Source organism: Jatrophihabitans sp., assembly GCF_036389215.1.
In the GTDB taxonomy this organism is placed as follows: Bacteria; Actinomycetota; Actinomycetes; order Mycobacteriales; family Jatrophihabitantaceae; genus Jatrophihabitans_A.
The window spans coordinates 1-14422 of the sequence record NZ_DASVQG010000318.1 but is presented as its reverse complement, the minus strand read 5'-3'; the positions used below and the strand labels follow the sequence as shown (position 1 = coordinate 14422).

General features: G+C 67.3%; 13 protein-coding genes. 7 read left to right on the top strand and 6 right to left on the bottom strand.

The window, feature by feature from the left end:
• Positions 1–4: 4 nt before the first annotated feature.
• The 6 genes from gyrA to dnaA form a co-directional block, all read right to left on the bottom strand.
• On the bottom strand, positions 5–3025 hold the full coding sequence (gene gyrA, locus VF542_RS18100) for a DNA gyrase subunit A (RefSeq protein WP_408653095.1): 3021 nt from the start codon (positions 3023–3025) through the stop codon (positions 5–7).
• Positions 3026–3134: 109 nt separating this feature from the next.
• Positions 3135–5093, bottom strand: a complete 1959-nt coding sequence (gene gyrB / locus VF542_RS18095) for a DNA topoisomerase (ATP-hydrolyzing) subunit B (protein WP_408653094.1) — start codon at positions 5091–5093, stop codon at positions 3135–3137.
• A gap of 231 nt (positions 5094–5324) precedes the next feature.
• Entirely contained in the window at positions 5325–5843 is a 519-nt protein-coding gene (locus VF542_RS18090; RefSeq protein ID WP_408653093.1) for a DUF721 domain-containing protein, read from the bottom strand.
• A 106-nt stretch (positions 5844–5949) separates the two neighbouring features.
• Positions 5950–7092 carry a DNA replication/repair protein RecF gene (gene recF / locus VF542_RS18085; protein WP_408653092.1) on the bottom strand — a complete coding sequence of 381 codons (1143 nt, stop codon included), beginning with the start codon at positions 7090–7092 and terminating at the stop codon, positions 5950–5952.
• Positions 7093–7111: 19 nt separating this feature from the next.
• Positions 7112–8152 (bottom strand): phosphogluconate dehydrogenase (NAD(+)-dependent, decarboxylating), encoded by a 1041-nt coding sequence (gnd, locus tag VF542_RS18080; protein WP_408653113.1) that lies wholly within the window; start codon positions 8150–8152, stop codon positions 7112–7114.
• Positions 8153–8465: 313 nt separating this feature from the next.
• Positions 8466–10001, bottom strand: coding sequence for a chromosomal replication initiator protein DnaA (dnaA, locus tag VF542_RS18075; RefSeq protein WP_408653091.1), 1536 nt, complete (start codon positions 9999–10001; stop codon positions 8466–8468).
• A 575-nt stretch (positions 10002–10576) separates the two neighbouring features.
• On the opposite strand from dnaA, the gene rpmH reads away from it, so the two are divergent.
• The 7 genes from rpmH to VF542_RS18040 form a co-directional block, all read left to right on the top strand.
• Positions 10577–10714 carry a 50S ribosomal protein L34 gene (gene rpmH, locus VF542_RS18070; RefSeq protein ID WP_311423393.1) on the top strand — a complete coding sequence of 46 codons (138 nt, stop codon included), beginning with the start codon at positions 10577–10579 and terminating at the stop codon, positions 10712–10714.
• Positions 10653–11174: a ribonuclease P protein component gene (gene rnpA, locus VF542_RS18065; RefSeq protein WP_408653090.1), complete on the top strand. Its 522-nt coding sequence runs from the start codon at positions 10653–10655 to the stop codon at positions 11172–11174. The genes rpmH and rnpA overlap by 62 nt, the downstream gene beginning before the upstream one ends.
• Positions 11171–11491, top strand: coding sequence for a membrane protein insertion efficiency factor YidD (yidD, locus tag VF542_RS18060; protein ID WP_408653089.1), 321 nt, complete (start codon positions 11171–11173; stop codon positions 11489–11491). The genes rnpA and yidD overlap by 4 nt, the downstream gene beginning before the upstream one ends.
• Positions 11491–12720, top strand: a complete 1230-nt coding sequence (gene yidC, locus VF542_RS18055) for a membrane protein insertase YidC (RefSeq protein WP_408653088.1) — start codon at positions 11491–11493, stop codon at positions 12718–12720. The genes yidD and yidC overlap by 1 nt, the downstream gene beginning before the upstream one ends.
• 64 nt (positions 12721–12784) lie before the next feature.
• Positions 12785–13321, top strand: a complete 537-nt coding sequence (locus tag VF542_RS18050) for a protein jag (protein ID WP_408653087.1) — start codon at positions 12785–12787, stop codon at positions 13319–13321.
• Complete coding sequence (gene rsmG / locus VF542_RS18045) at positions 13318–14001, top strand: 16S rRNA (guanine(527)-N(7))-methyltransferase RsmG (protein ID WP_408653086.1); 684 nt, start codon at positions 13318–13320, stop codon at positions 13999–14001. Before VF542_RS18050 ends, rsmG begins: the two co-directional genes overlap by 4 nt.
• Positions 14002–14140: 139 nt before the next feature.
• Positions 14141–14422: hypothetical protein (locus tag VF542_RS18040; protein ID WP_408653085.1), on the top strand; the 282-nt coding region annotated here is incomplete at its 3' end.

Below are 14422 nucleotides of genomic sequence, written 5' to 3'. Positions count from 1 at the left end.
CCTGCTACTCCTGCTCCTCGGGTTCGTCGGCATTGCGGGCGATCGAGATCAGATTGACTCCGTCGGGCAGGTTGATCAGCCGCACGCCCATGGTTTGACGTTGCGCCCGCCGGACTTCGGCGACGGACGTCCGGATCACCACGCCGTCGGACGTGATCGCGTACAGCTCGTCCTCGGGCCGGACGGTCATCGCCCCGACCAATCCACCTCGCGTGGAGACTATACGCGCGGTCAGCACGCCCTTCCCGCCTCGACCTTGGACCGGATACTCCTCGACCTTGGTCCGCTTGGCGAAGCCGCCGTCGGTGGCGATCAGGATCTCCATGTCGTCCTGGACGACCTCCATGGCCAGCAACTCGTCACGGCCGGAGAACCGCATGCCGATCACTCCGGAGGTGGCCCGGCCCATCGGGCGCAGCGTCTCGTCGTCGGCCTTGAACCTGATCGACTGGGCCAGCTTGCTGACCAGCAGCAGGTCGTCCTCCGCCGAGATCAGGGCGGCGTCGATCAGCTCGTCCTCCTCGCGCAGGTTGATGGCCACGATGCCACCGGAGCGGTTGGAGTCGAAGTCGGTCAGCTTGGTCTTCTTGATCAGGCCGGCCTTCGTCGCCAGCACCAGGTACGGCGCCACCTCGTAGTTCTTGATGGTGATGACCTCGGCGATCACCTCGTCCGGCTGGAAGGCCAGCAGGTTGGCCACATGCTGGCCGCGGGCGTTGCGGTTGGCCTCGGGAAGCTCGTAGGTCTTGGCGCGGTAGACCCGGCCCTTGTTGGTGAAGAACAGGATCCAGTCGTGCGTCGAGCAGACGAAGAAGTGCGCCACCAGGTCATCGGTCTTCAGGGCCGCTCCCTGCACGCCCTTGCCGCCGCGGCGCTGGGCCCGGTACAGGTCGGTCTTGGTCCGCTTGGCGTAGCCGGTCCGGGTGATGGTCACCACCACGTCCTCGGCGGCGATCAGGTCCTCCATCGACATGTCGCCGTCGTAGGCGATCAGCCGGGTGCGCCGCTCGTTGCCGTACTTGTCGACGATCTCGTTCAGCTCGTCGCGGATGATCTGGCGCTGCCGGCCCGGCTTGTCCAGGATGTCCCTGAAGTCGGCGATCTTGGCCTCGATCTCGGCGGCCTCCTCCTGGATCCGCAGCCGCTCCAGGGCAGCCAGCCGGCGCAGCTGCAGGTCCAGGATCGCGGTGGCCTGGATCTCGTCGATCTCCAGCAGCTCCATCAGCCCGGTGCGCGCGGCATCGGCCGACTGCGAGTTGCGGATCAGCGCGATCACCGCATCCAGGGCGTCCAGCGCCTTGAGGTAGGCGCGCAGGATGTGCGCCCGCTCCTCGGCCTTGCGCAACCGGTGCCGGGTACGGCGCTGGATGACCTCGACCTGGTGCTCGACGTAGTAGCTGACCACCTGGTTCAGCGCCAGCGTGCGGGGCACCCCGTCCACGATCGCCAGCATCGTGACCCCGAAGGTGGTCTGCAGCTGGGTGTGCTTGTAAAGGTTGTTCAGCACCACCTTGGCCACCGCGTCGCGCTTGAGCGTGACGACGATGCGCATGCCGATCCGGTCGGAGGACTCGTCGTTGATGTCGGCGATGCCGCCGACCCGGCCGTCCCGGGCCAGGCCGGCGATGTTCTCGACCAGGTTGTCCGGGTTGACCTGGTACGGCAACTCGGTGACCACCAGGATGGTGCGCCCGCGGCTGTCCTCCTCCACGGTGACCACCGCCCGCATCCGGATCGAGCCCCGGCCGGTGCGGTAGGCCTCCTCGATGCCGTCCCGGCCGACGATCAGGCCCTTGGTCGGAAAGTCCGGCCCCGGGATGGCGGCCATCAGCTGATCGAGGAGCTCCTCGGGGGTGGCGTCCGGGTGATCGAGGGCCCAGGTGACGCCGGCGGCCACCTCACGCAGGTTGTGCGGCGGCAGGTTGGTCGCCATCCCGACGGCGATGCCGCCGCCGCCGTTGACCAGCAGGTTCGGGATCCGGGACGGCAACACCACCGGCTCCTGGGACCGGCCGTCGTAGTTGGGCTTGAAGTCGACGGTGTCCTCGTCGATGTCGCGCAGCATCTCCATGGCCAGCGGCGACAGCCGGGCCTCGGTGTTGTGCGAGATGAAGCCGTTGGTCACGAACGCGTGGTCGGCCGAATCCACCCGCAGCGAGTAGACCGCCTGGACGCCGGCCGGCGCCACCGAGGTGACCGGAACCAGCGTGAACTGGCGGGGGTCACCACCGTCGTCGGGCAGGTGCCGGGCCTGGCCGGAGCGGTAGGCCGCACTCAGGTCAGGCAGCAGCGGCAGCGCCTCGGCCCAGCTTCGGGGGCTGGTCTCCGGGGCGCGCACCACCAGGACGTCGCCGACGGCGATCTCGCCGAGCAACTTCCACATCAGGGTCGGGACGTTGTGCACCCGGCCGATCACCAGCAGCGGGTGGTTGGCGGTGCCGGTCACCGACCGGCCGCCGGCCGAGACCGTCAGCACCGGATGCTCACCGGAGTGGTGGAAGGCGCTGACCCGCACCGGGGCACCGTCCCGCCCGGTCACCTTGAAGTCGACCTCGGTGGTGGAGTTCGGCTCGGCTCCGGGCACCAGGTCGGCGATCGGCACCTCGCCGTCCGGGGTCGAGACCATCGTCGAGCCCACGACGCAGTACCGCATCGCGGCCGCCGGGTCGTTGCCGGGCGAGCCGAAGTTGCCCTGGCCGTCGATCAGCGGGGCTCGCATCGACCACGGCTGGGCCAGCCGCACCAAGGTGTCATAGATCGCCGAGTCGCCGTGCGGGTGATAGTTGCCCATCACGTCGCCGACCACCCGCGAGCACTTGACGTAGCCACGGTCGGGCCGGAAGCCACTGTCGTACATGGCGTAGAGGACCCGGCGGTGCACCGGCTTGAGCCCGTCCCGCACGTCCGGCAGCGCCCGGGCGACGATGACGCTCATCGCGTAGTCCAGGAAGCTGCGCTGCATCTCCAGCTGAATATCGACCGGCTCGATCCGGTCGCTGGTCGGCGGCGGCGGAATCTCAGTCATGACGGCCTTTCAGGGCTAGGGCAGATCAGGCAGGACGGCCGCGGGACGGCCTACAGCGACGAGGATGGCCGGCGGAGCCTGGCTGGGCGTACCGGGACCACGTCAGATGTCAGATATCGAGGAACCGGACGTCCTTGGCGTTGCGGATGATGAAGGACCGGCGGGCGTCGACGTCGTCGCCCATCAGCACCGAGAACAATTCGTCCGCCGTCGCAGCATCATCCAGGGTGACCAGCCGCAGCATCCGGGTGGCCGGATCCATGGTGGTCTCCCAGAGCTCCTTGGCGTTCATCTCGCCCAAGCCCTTGTAGCGCTGGATCGAGTCACCGGCCACCCGCCGCCGGCCGGCGGCCTCGCCGGCCGCGATCAGGCCGTCGCGCTCACGATCGGTGTAGACGTAGTCCGGCTCGCCCTTGGACCACTTGATCTTGTAGAGCGGCGGCATGGCCAGGTAGACGTGGCTGTGCTCGATCAGCGGGCGCATGAAGCGGAACAGCAGGGTGAGCAGCAGCGTGGTGATGTGCTGCCCGTCGACGTCGGCATCGGCCATCAGCACCACCTTGTGGTAGCGGAGCTTGCTGAGATCGAAGTCGTCATGGATGCCGGTGCCGAGGGCGGTGATCAGCGACTGCACCTCGGTGTTCTTCAGCACCCGGTCGATCCGGGCCTTCTCGACGTTGATGATCTTGCCCCGGATCGGCAGGATCGCCTGGTACATCGAGTCCCGGCCGGACTTGGCCGAGCCGCCGGCCGAGTCGCCCTCGACGATGTAGAGCTCGCTCCTGCCCGGGTCGGTGGAGCGGCAGTCGGCCAGCTTGCCCGGCAGCCCCATGGTGTCCAAGGCGTTCTTGCGGGCCAGCTTCCGGGCCTGCTGCGCGGCCTTGCGCGCCCGCGCCGCCGAGGTGGCCTTGGTGATGATCAGCCGGCCCTCGGTGGGATTGCGCTCGAACCAATCGGCCAGCCACTCGTTGCAGACCTTCTGGATGAAGGACTTTGCCTCGGAGTTGCCGAGCTTGGTCTTGGTCTGGCCCTCGAACTGCGGCTCGGCCATCTTGATCGAGACGATCGCCGCCAGGCCCTCGCGGATGTCGTCGCCGGTCAGCTTCTCGTCGTTGGGCTTGAAGATCTTCTTGTCGGTCGCCCACCGGTTCACCACCGAGGTCAGCGCGCTGCGGAAGCCCTCCTCGTGGGTGCCGCCCTCGTGGGTGTTAATGGTGTTGGCGAAGGTGTAGACCGACTCGGAGTAGGACTCGTTCCACTGCAGGGCCACCTCGGCCGACAGCCGCAGCTCCTTGTCCTCGGCCTCGAAGTAGATCACCGACTTGTGGATCGGTGACTTGGTGGCGTTGAGGTGCCTGACGAAGTCGGCGATGCCGCCGGCGTAGTGGTAGGTCACCTCGCGATGCTCGTGGTCACCGCCGCGCTCGTCGCACACCGTGATGGTCAGGCCCTTGTTCAGGAAGGCCATCTCCTGCAGCCGGCGGGTGATCGTCTCGAAGGAGAACTCGATCGTCTCGAAGATGCTGGCGTCCGGCCAGAAGGTGGTAGTGGTGCCGGTCTCGCGGCTCGGCTCACCCTTGGCCAGCGGCGCGGCCGGCTTCTGGTTGACGTAGGGCTGGCGCCAGACGAAGCCCTCGCGCTTGATCTCGACGTCCAAGCGGGTCGACAGCGCGTTCACCACCGAGATGCCGACGCCGTGCAGGCCGCCGGAGACGGCGTAGGAGTCGCTGTCGAACTTGCCGCCGGCATGGAGCACGGTGAGGGCCAACTCGACGGCGGGCTTCTTCTGGGCGGTGTTCATGCCGACCGGCATGCCGCGGCCGTTGTCCATGACCCGGACACCGCCGTCGGGCAGCAGGGTGACCTCGATCCGGTCGCAGAAGCCGGCCAGCGCCTCGTCGACGGAGTTGTCGACCACCTCTTGCACCAAGTGGTGCAACCCGCGCTCGCCGGTGGAGCCGATATACATACCCGGCCGTTTGCGGACAGCTTCGAGCCCCTCGAGGACGGTGATCGAATCTGCTCCGTATTCAGACGCAGCCTTAGCCGCCACTCGGTGCTCCTTCATCTGGACTGCTCAGACAAGCCGTGTTGGGCCGTGGCGCCACTACGCTTGTCAATGGGGCCCCACCAGCGGGGGTCAACCTCACCAGTCTACTGGGTCGAGAGCTCAGAATGCGGCTGTCAACACGGCTGAACGTTCCACAGAGCGATTTTTCGGCCACCGGTGAATCGGGATACGCGGCATCCTGCCCTGACTCGGCAGCGCTGAGGATACCGGGCCCCGGATGAGTGGCGATCAACCGTAGGTGTCGCGCACTCCGCGACCGCCGTGCATCGACCAGGGACCGTGCTTCCAGGACGGTGCCGTCGGCCCGGTGATGATCAGCTTGGTGACCAGCCCGGCCGGTAACTCGCGGGCGATCCGGGCCAGGATCTGGGGTGCCATCAACCGTAGCTGGGTGGCCCAGGCGGTGGATTCGGCCGACACCTTCAGCTCGCTGCCGACCAGGCTGACCGGCTGGCACCGGGCCGCGATCTCTGCCCCGACGACGCTTGCCCACTGACCCATCAGCCTGGCCTGGGCCAGCGGGCCCACCCAGCCGAGCTCGGCCATCGTGCCCGGCAGGATGCTGCCGATCAGGGCCGGGTCGCGCTCGTCCGGGCGGGCACCGCTGTAACCACCGCCTGGTCGTTGCCGCCGCGTGAGCCGGGCGGGACGGCCGGGACCGCCGCGGCCACTGGCGATCGACCGGGCCGAGCGCAGCGCGCCGGCAGCCAGGTCGGCTGAAGCCGGCTCCTCACTCTCGGTGCCCACATCGGAAGATCCACCTGTGGACAACCTGTTCGGTTCTGGGGACAAGTTTTTGCCAGCCTTCCGCAAATCGGTCACCCGTCCGGTGGATATCTTTGCCGAGCCTGGCTCACCCGGCACGGCGGACCTCACCGTCTGCAACCACGTAGTGCGTGCCGGTCAACGCCGCCGGCACGTCACCCAGCACGGCGGCTGAAATAAGCACCTGTTCGGCCTTGTCCGCGATGCTGGCCAGCTGGTCCCGGCGGGCCGCGTCGAGTTCGGCGAAGACGTCGTCGAGGATCAGCACCGGCTCGGCGCCGTCGGCCGAGAGCAGCTCGTAGCAGGCCAGCCGCAAGGCCAGCGCCGCCGACCACCCCTCGCCATGGCTGGCGTAGCCCCGAAGCGGCAGCTCGTTGAGCCGCAACTCCAGGTCGTCGCGGTGGGGCCCGACCAGGCTCACGCCACGCTCGATCTCCTGCGGCCGAACCTTGGCCAGTTCGGCCAGCAGAGCCTGGCAGAGCACCTCCACGGACGGAATCACACCGGTGTCATTACCTGCGGATTCCACGACCGGGCTGACATAACTGAGTGCCAGCTGGCCGCTGGCCGGCGCCAGCTCGGCGTAGGCCTGGACGGCGTACGGGCGCAGCGCCGCCACCAGCTCCAACCGGGCGGCCAGCAACTGCGCGCCGTGGGTGGCCAGGTGGCCGTCCCACACCTCCAGGGTGCGCAGATCACCCGCGCCGCCGGCCCGCCTGGCCGCGCCGGCGGTCTTGAGCAGCGCCGCCCGCTGCTTGAGCACCCGCTCGTAGTCGGCGCGGACGCCGGCCAGCCGTGGCGTCAGCTGCACCAGCACGTCGTCGAGGAACCGTCGGCGTTCGGACGGGTCACCGCGCACGATCGCCAGGTCCTCGGGGGCGAACAGCACGGTCCGCAGGCCGCCCAGGATGTCGCGCGGCCGCGGCACCGGTGACCGGTTGAGCTTGGCGCGGTTCGCCCGGCCGGCCGTGATCTCGACCTCGAGCACCAGCTGCCGGCCGGCCGAGACGACGGCGGCCTGCACCACTGCGCGCTCGGCACCGGCCCGGATCAGCGGGGCGTCGGTGGCTACCCGGTGACTTCCCAGCGTCGCCAGGTACCCGACCGCCTCCAGCAGGTTGGTCTTGCCCTCGCCGTTGGCCCCGATCAGCACGCTGGCACCGGGTTCCAAGCTCAGGTCGGCCCGCGTCCAGCTCCGGAAGTCAGCGACGCTGAGGTGCTGGACGTACATCGAGGCCTAGGACGTGAACTCAGGAGGCGCCGGGCGAGATGGCCTGGGAAGCAGTCACGCTGCCGATCGCCTCGACGGCGTGGCCACCGAACTGGTTGCGCAGCGCGGCCACCATCTTCATGGCCGGCGAGTCCTCCTGCCGGGAGGCGAACCGGGCGAACAGCGCCGCGGTGATCACCGGCATGGGCACGGCGTTGTCGATGGCCGCCTCGACGGTCCAGCGGCCCTCGCCGGAGTCCGCGGCGTACCCGCGCAGCTTGCTCAGCTCGGGGTCGTCCTGCAGCGCCAGCACCGCCAGGTCGAGCAGCCAGGACCGGATGACGGTGCCCTGCTGCCAGGACTTGAACGTCTCGGCGACGTTGTCCAGAAGTGGCGAGGCCGCCATCAGCTCATATCCTTCGGCATAGGCCTGCATCATTCCGTATTCGATGCCGTTGTGAACCATCTTGGCGAAGTGTCCGGCCCCGACGGTGGTACCGGCGTGCACGAAGCCACCCTCGCCGTCGGGCTTGAGGGTGTCGAAGATCGGCTGCACCCGGGCGACGTCCTTGGCAGGCCCGCCGACCATCAGGGCATAACCGTTCTTCAGGCCCCAGACCCCGCCGGAGACGCCTGCATCGACGAAGGAGATGCCCTTGGTGGCGAGCAGCTCGGCGTGCCGGGCGTCGTCGGTGTACTTGGAGTTGCCGCCGTCGATGACCAGGTCACCCTCGCTGAGGATGTCGCTGAGAGCCCTGATCGTCTGGGCGGTCGGATCGCCGGAGGGGACCATGACCCATACCGTCCGGGGCGCGGCCAGGGTGCTGATGAGTTCCTCGAGCGAGGCGACGTCACGCGCCGATTCCGGCGACCGATCGAAACCGACGACGGTATGACCGCCGTTGCGGATCCGTTCGGCCATGTTGCCGCCCATCTTGCCCAGCCCGATGAGACCGATCTCCATGCCTGCCTCCACTCTTCCTGTCGTGCCCAGTTGGTTCTTCCTGTCGTGCCAGGTTGGTCTCGCGCATCTCGTGATTTCACCGTAGCCCGCTCGGCACCGAGGCGGGCAGCCACCCACTGCGTCCACACCAGCTACAGGTAGTTCTTGTATCTCTGACCAGAACTAAGTCATCGTCGTCATAAGGCCTGTGGATGCTGTGGAAAACCGATGTTTTCCCTGATCAGCATGCGTGGCGCGTGTGGGTGAGGACCCGGATAACCTGCGAGGTCCGACAAGCTCGAAGTGGACACCGAAGTGGCCAATGGTGTCCTCCACAGCCGCGTCAGCTCTTGTCCACACTGCAACCCACACTGTGTGGAAGCGCACGGCTACTCCCGCCTCGCTACCGCCGGAGAGGAACCGGGCGTTCTGGAAGCTGTGCGCGATGCGCTCAGGACCGGGCGCGGGTCCGGATCCGGCTGGTCAGTTCGGTGATCTGGTTGTAGACGTTGCGGCGCTCGGTCATCAGCGAGCGGATCTTGCGCTCGGCGTGCATGACCGTGGTGTGGTCGCGGCCACCGAAGGTCTGGCCGATCTTGGGCAGCGAGAGCTCGGTCAGTTCCCGGCACAGGTACATCGCGATCTGGCGGGCCGACACCAGTACCCGGGTCCGGGAACTGCCGGTCAGGTCCTCCAGCGTGATGCCGAAGTACTCGGCCGTCACGGCCATGATCGTGGAGGCGGTGATGTCGGGCCGGTCGGACTCCGAGATCAGGTCCTTCAACACGATCTCGGCGAGCTTGAGGTCGATGTCCTGCTTGTTCAGGCTGCCGAAGGCCACCACCCGGATCAGGGCGCCCTCCAGCTCACGGATGTTGCTCTGGATCTTCGAGGCGATGAACTCCATGACGCCGGGTTGCAGCGTCATGCCGTCCTTGGCCGCCTTCTTGCGCAGGATGGCGATCCGCAGTTCCAGGTCCGGCGCCTGCACGTCGGTGATCAGGCCGGACTTGAACCGGGTGACCAGGCGGTTCTGCAACCCGGACAGCTGCTCTGGCTTGCGGTCACACGAGATGACGATCTGCTTGTTCGCCAACTGCAGGGTGTTGAAGGTGTGGAAGAACGCTTCCTGGGTCTGCTCGGCGCGCTCGAGGAACTGGATGTCATCGATCAGCAGCAGGTCGACGTCGCGATAGCGGCGCTGGAAGGACTGGACGTCATTCACTCGCACCGAGTTGATGAAGTCGTTGGTGAACTCTTCGCTGGAGACGTAGCGCACCCGCATGGTGGGCTCCAGCCGGCGGCCGTACGTGCCGATGGCATGCAGCAGGTGGGTCTTGCCCAGGCCGGATTCGCCGTAGATGAACAGCGGGTTGTACGCCTTGGCAGGTGCCTCGGCCACCGCGACCGCCGCGGCGTGCGCGAACCGGTTGGAGGAGCCCGGCACGAAGGTGTCGAAGGTGTACTTCGGATTGAGCCGCGCCTCATGGTCGATCCGTACCATCGCCGGCGTCGACACGTTGCCGAACATGCCCCGGTTCGGGACCGTGGCGGCACCGTCCAGATGGCCGTTGCCGATGCCGTCCAGCCGGCCGTCGACCAGGGCCTCGACCCGGTCATGCCCCCGGTCCTCGACGAAGTCGGAGAACCGGTCGTAACTGTCGACCTCGCTGTCCTCAGCCTCGGGCTCGGCCTCGACCGCGGCGCTCGGGCGGTCGCCGGGCTCCATCGGCTGGATGGTCACGGCGACATTGATGTCCCGGCCCAGGGCGTCGCTGAGGGTCGCGGTGATCAGTGGCCGCAGATTGTTCTCGAGGTAGTCCTTGGCGTAGGTGTTCGGCGCCGCGAGCAGGGCGGTGTCCTCGAGCAGCCCGATCGGGCGGGTCAGGCTGAGCCAAGCACGCTGATGGGGTCTGACCGACGGGTCATCGAGCTGGTTGATCGCGCGGTGCCAGACATCGGCGAGATCGGCGAGCTCGTCCGCCACGTGGGTCCACTCCCTCGGTCATTCCGCTCGCGTACCCGCCGCGGTCCCTTGCCGACCGGTTGAACCGCCCGCCACAGATGCAGCCCGGTACCCAGGTTTATCCACAAAAATATCCACAGGTTGTGGAGGGGTGCCGAAACAACCCCGACCGAGTGGCCGAAGTGTTCGCTCAGATCCCGCAGCGTTTGGGTTCGAGCCGACAACCTAACAGCGGACGGGGTCAACTCACAATGCCGGGGAGTGAGTTGGGACGAGTTCGGGCGTGTCGAGAGCTTCAGGCACAACTTCAGGTTTGCCGAAAGTTTTATACCTTTCTTACACGGACTGAACGCGATCGCCGCCGGGTTCGAGGCCTACCCTGAGAACAGGCCGGGTCGGCCGGTGGGCGGTCCCGGTTTGACCTCGGTAGGGGTCGATCCGTACCGTTGAACTCTCGTGTGCCGTGGTGTTTCATCGGCCACTTCCTGTGCCGTTCCACCAATGTCACGACCGATTCGGGCGGGGCGTTGTCAACCCAGCCGAGTGCGCGTCAGCAAGCTGTGCACCAGGTGCGAAGATTGTGATGGAGCCAGACCGTGAGCAAGCGGACCTTCCAGCCGAACAACCGCCGCCGGGCCAAGACCCACGGTTTCCGTCTGCGGATGCGGACCCGTGCCGGTCGCGCCATCCTGCAGGCCCGCCGTCGCAAGGGCCGCGGCGAACTGTCAGCCTGAGCCGGTCCCGCCGGTGTTGCCCGCCGCCTACCGCTTACGGTCCGCCGCTGATTTCGCTTCGGTGACCAAGCGAGGCCGCCGGTCGCGCTGCGGATCGGTGGTGGTCTACCTGCTGGCCGAGCCGGCCGAGAAGGCCGGCCCCAGCCAAGTCGGCCTCGTGGTCGGAAAGGCGGTCGGCAGCAGCGTGGTACGCCACCAGGTTTCACGCCGCTTGCGTGCCCAGCTGACGCAGCGGCTCGACCGGATCCCGAGTGGAGCCAAGCTGGTGGTCAGGGCCCTTCCTGAGACGTCCGAGGCATCCTCGGCAGAGCTCGGCCGCGATCTGGGTCGGGCGCTGGACAAGCTCACCGCCCAGGCCGGCCAACGTTCGCTCAACACCAGCGGATCCGCCACCAGCGACGCGCCCGCCATCAGCAACGTGCCCGACACGAGCAATGGACGGAGCGAATCCAGTCGATGACCGACCGTCCGGGACCGGGGGCTCGCGCGGCCATGCTGGCGATCAGCGTCTATCAGGGCGCGTGGAGTTCCAGGCGCCCGTCCGCGTGCCGGTTCACGCCCAGCTGCAGCGTCTACACCGCTACCGCTATCGACCGTTTCGGGCTGATTCGTGGTATCTGGCTAGGTATCCGACGCATCGGACGGTGTCAACCATTTCATTCCGGGGGATATGACCCGGTTCCGCTGTCGAGCGATCGCGATCGGGCACCGGATGAGGGAACCGATTGCGGTGGCGACTCGTCGGATGAGAAGACTCTCCTAGAACAGGCTGGTTGATGCTGGACTTCCTCTACACCTCGATTTCGTGGGTGCTGCTGCGCTGGTACCAGCTGTTCACGCTGCTGGGCATGGACGAGAAGAGCGGCCTGACCTGGGCACTGTCGATCATCATGCTGGTGGTCACCGCCCGGCTGCTGATGTTCCGGTTCTTCGTCAAGCAGGTGCACTATCAGCGCCGCATGCAGGAGATGCAGCCCAAGATCAAGAAGCTGCAGGAGAAGCACAAGGGCGACAAGGCCACCCTGCAGCGGGAGATGATGGCGCTACAGCAGGCCGAGGGCTTCAACCCGATCTCGGGCTGCCTGCCGATGCTGCTGCAGATCCCGATCTTCATCTCGCTGTTCCATGTGCTCAAGCACATCTCCAACTCCGTCGGCCTGCCGCCCGGTTCTCGGGGTCTGACGCTCTACAGCTTCACCGAGCAACAGACCACCGATGCGGCCGCCGCCAAGCTTTTCAACCACGCCCCGCTGGCCGCGTCGCTGCGTGAGTCCGTGGAGAAGATCCACTCACTCGGTGGGGATGTCAGCACCTCTCGCGCGGTGACACTGACGCTGGTGCTGGTGAGCGCGCTGGCCACCTATCTCACCCAGCGGGCCGTGATGGCCAACCAGACGACCCCGCCCGAGGGCCAGGCCGCCATGATCCAGCGGCTGATGCTGGTGGGTATCCCGGTGTCCGTCCTGGTCTCAGGCTTCATCTTCCCGCTCGGCGTGCTGCTGTACTGGTTCACCAGCAACCTGTGGACGCTGGGGCAGCAGTACTACATCCTCCGTTACCACCCGCACACCCCTGGCGCCACGCTTGCCACCGCGGACGTTCCGGCCGCGACCGGCAAGACGCTGGCACCCAAGGTCGGCCAGAAGCCGATCAGCCCGAAGGGCAGCCGGGCCGGCACCCGGGCCGGGGCCACTGCGGCTGGGGGCACCGTCACCGGAACAGCCGCAGCTTCGGAGAATGGCAGCGCCACGGCGAACGGCAGTGCAGCGGGGAACGGCAGTGCCTCGGGGAACGGCAGTGCCTCGCGTGCGGCGAAGGGCACAGCTGCAGCCAATGGCACGGCCTCCGGGGCCAGCGTGAACCTGTCCAAGCCCGAGCCGGCCGCCGGTCAACCGGCCGACAAGGCCTCCGGCGCCGCGCCCGCCGGTGCCGCCGGCAATCGCGGCCAGCGGACCGCCGGCAACCGGCCGGGCAACAAGCGCTCCCCGAGCAAGAAACGCCGGTAAGCCGGCGCACAACGTTCTCATCCATGCACGCGACCTGCGCAGGTAAGAAGAACAAGGGATTCTGATGACCGATACCGCTTCGCCACATACCGCTTCGCCCACTGCCGCCTCCCCGGCCGCCGCCGAGGACAAGGACGCCCCGTCGTTACTGGTGCAGGAAGGTGACATCGCCGCCGACTATCTCGAGCGGCTGCTCGACATCGTGGACTACGACGGCGACATCGACCTCGACGTCGAGAACGGCAGGGCCATGGTGGCCATCGTCGGTTCGGACCTGCAGCCGCTGATCGGCCCGGCCGGCGCGACCCTGGACGCGCTTCAGGAACTGACCCGGCTCGCGGTGCAGCAGCAGACCGGCGTGCGCAGCCGTCTGATGCTCGACGTGTCCGGGCACCGCCGGGCCCGCCGCAACGAGCTGACGGCACTGGCCAAGCAGACCGCCGAGGAGGTTCTGAGTTCCGGTGAGCCGGTTCGGCTCACTCCGATGAACCCCTTCGAGCGCAAGGTCGTCCACGACGCCATCTCGGCAACCGAGGGTGTTGTCAGCGAGTCCGAGGGCGAGGAGCCGAACCGGCGGGTTGTGGTGCTGCCGGCGACGTGACGGGCAGCGAACCAACCGCTTCGACCGCTGATCCGGCCCAGCAGGCAGTCCCGGGCCCGCCCGAGATCCTCTACCGGCGTTTCGGCGCTGCCGCTGACTTGCTGGTGCGCTATGCCGGCTGGCTGGCGGGTCCCGGTACCGTCCGTGGCCTGCTCGGGCCCCGTGAGGTCCCGCGGCTGTGGGAGCGCCACCTGCTGAACTCGGTGGCAGTTGCCGAACTGGTCCCGCCCGATGCCCGGATCGTCGACATCGGCAGTGGTGCAGGGCTGCCCGGCCTGGCGATGGCCTGCGTACGTCCTGATCTCCGGGTCGACCTGGTCGAATCGCTGCTCCGTCGCACCGACTTCCTCACCGAGGTGGTGACGTCCCTGAATCTCACCGATCGGGTTCGGGTGATCCGTGGCAGGGCGGAGCACATTGCCGTGCGGGACACGGTAGGTTCAGCGCAGTTCGTGACGGCACGAGCGGTTGCGCCACTGGACCGGCTGGTCCGATGGAGCTTTCCGTTACTCCGGCCCGGTGGCAGCTTGCTTGCCGTCAAAGGGACCAGCGCCGAGGACGAACTAGCCGAGCACCGGCAGTTTCTGACCCGGATGCGGGCCGAGGTGATGGGGGTCATCGAATGTGGCGCCGGACTGGTCGATCCACCGACCCGGGTAGTGCATCTCGTGCGCAGGTAGCTCACTCGCACGACCGCCGTTGGACCACCAGGTGGCTCGCGCGGTCAGTTCCCCGGTGATAACCAGCCCCGCCATTCCCCAGCCGATCGGTGTTCCGGCCGCCAGTGTCGGGTCGTTAATTTCTTGTGAGGTAGACCAGGTGGAGTACGTCGAGGGCACATCCGCCCGAGAGAACGGCGGCTGGCCCCAAGCCCCAGGTGCACAGACCGTTGTTTCACGTGAAACATCACACGGCACCGATCTCTATGACGCGTTGCAGGCTGATCTGGCTCACGAAGCGCTGCATCCTGGTCAGTCACATGTTTCACGTGAAACATCGCTCAACACACCGATAGCTCGTGAGGCCATGCAGGCTGTACAGGTGCGAAACGTCCGGCAGCAATCCTGGGGCCAGCCTGCGGCGCGCCGAGTCATCACGGTG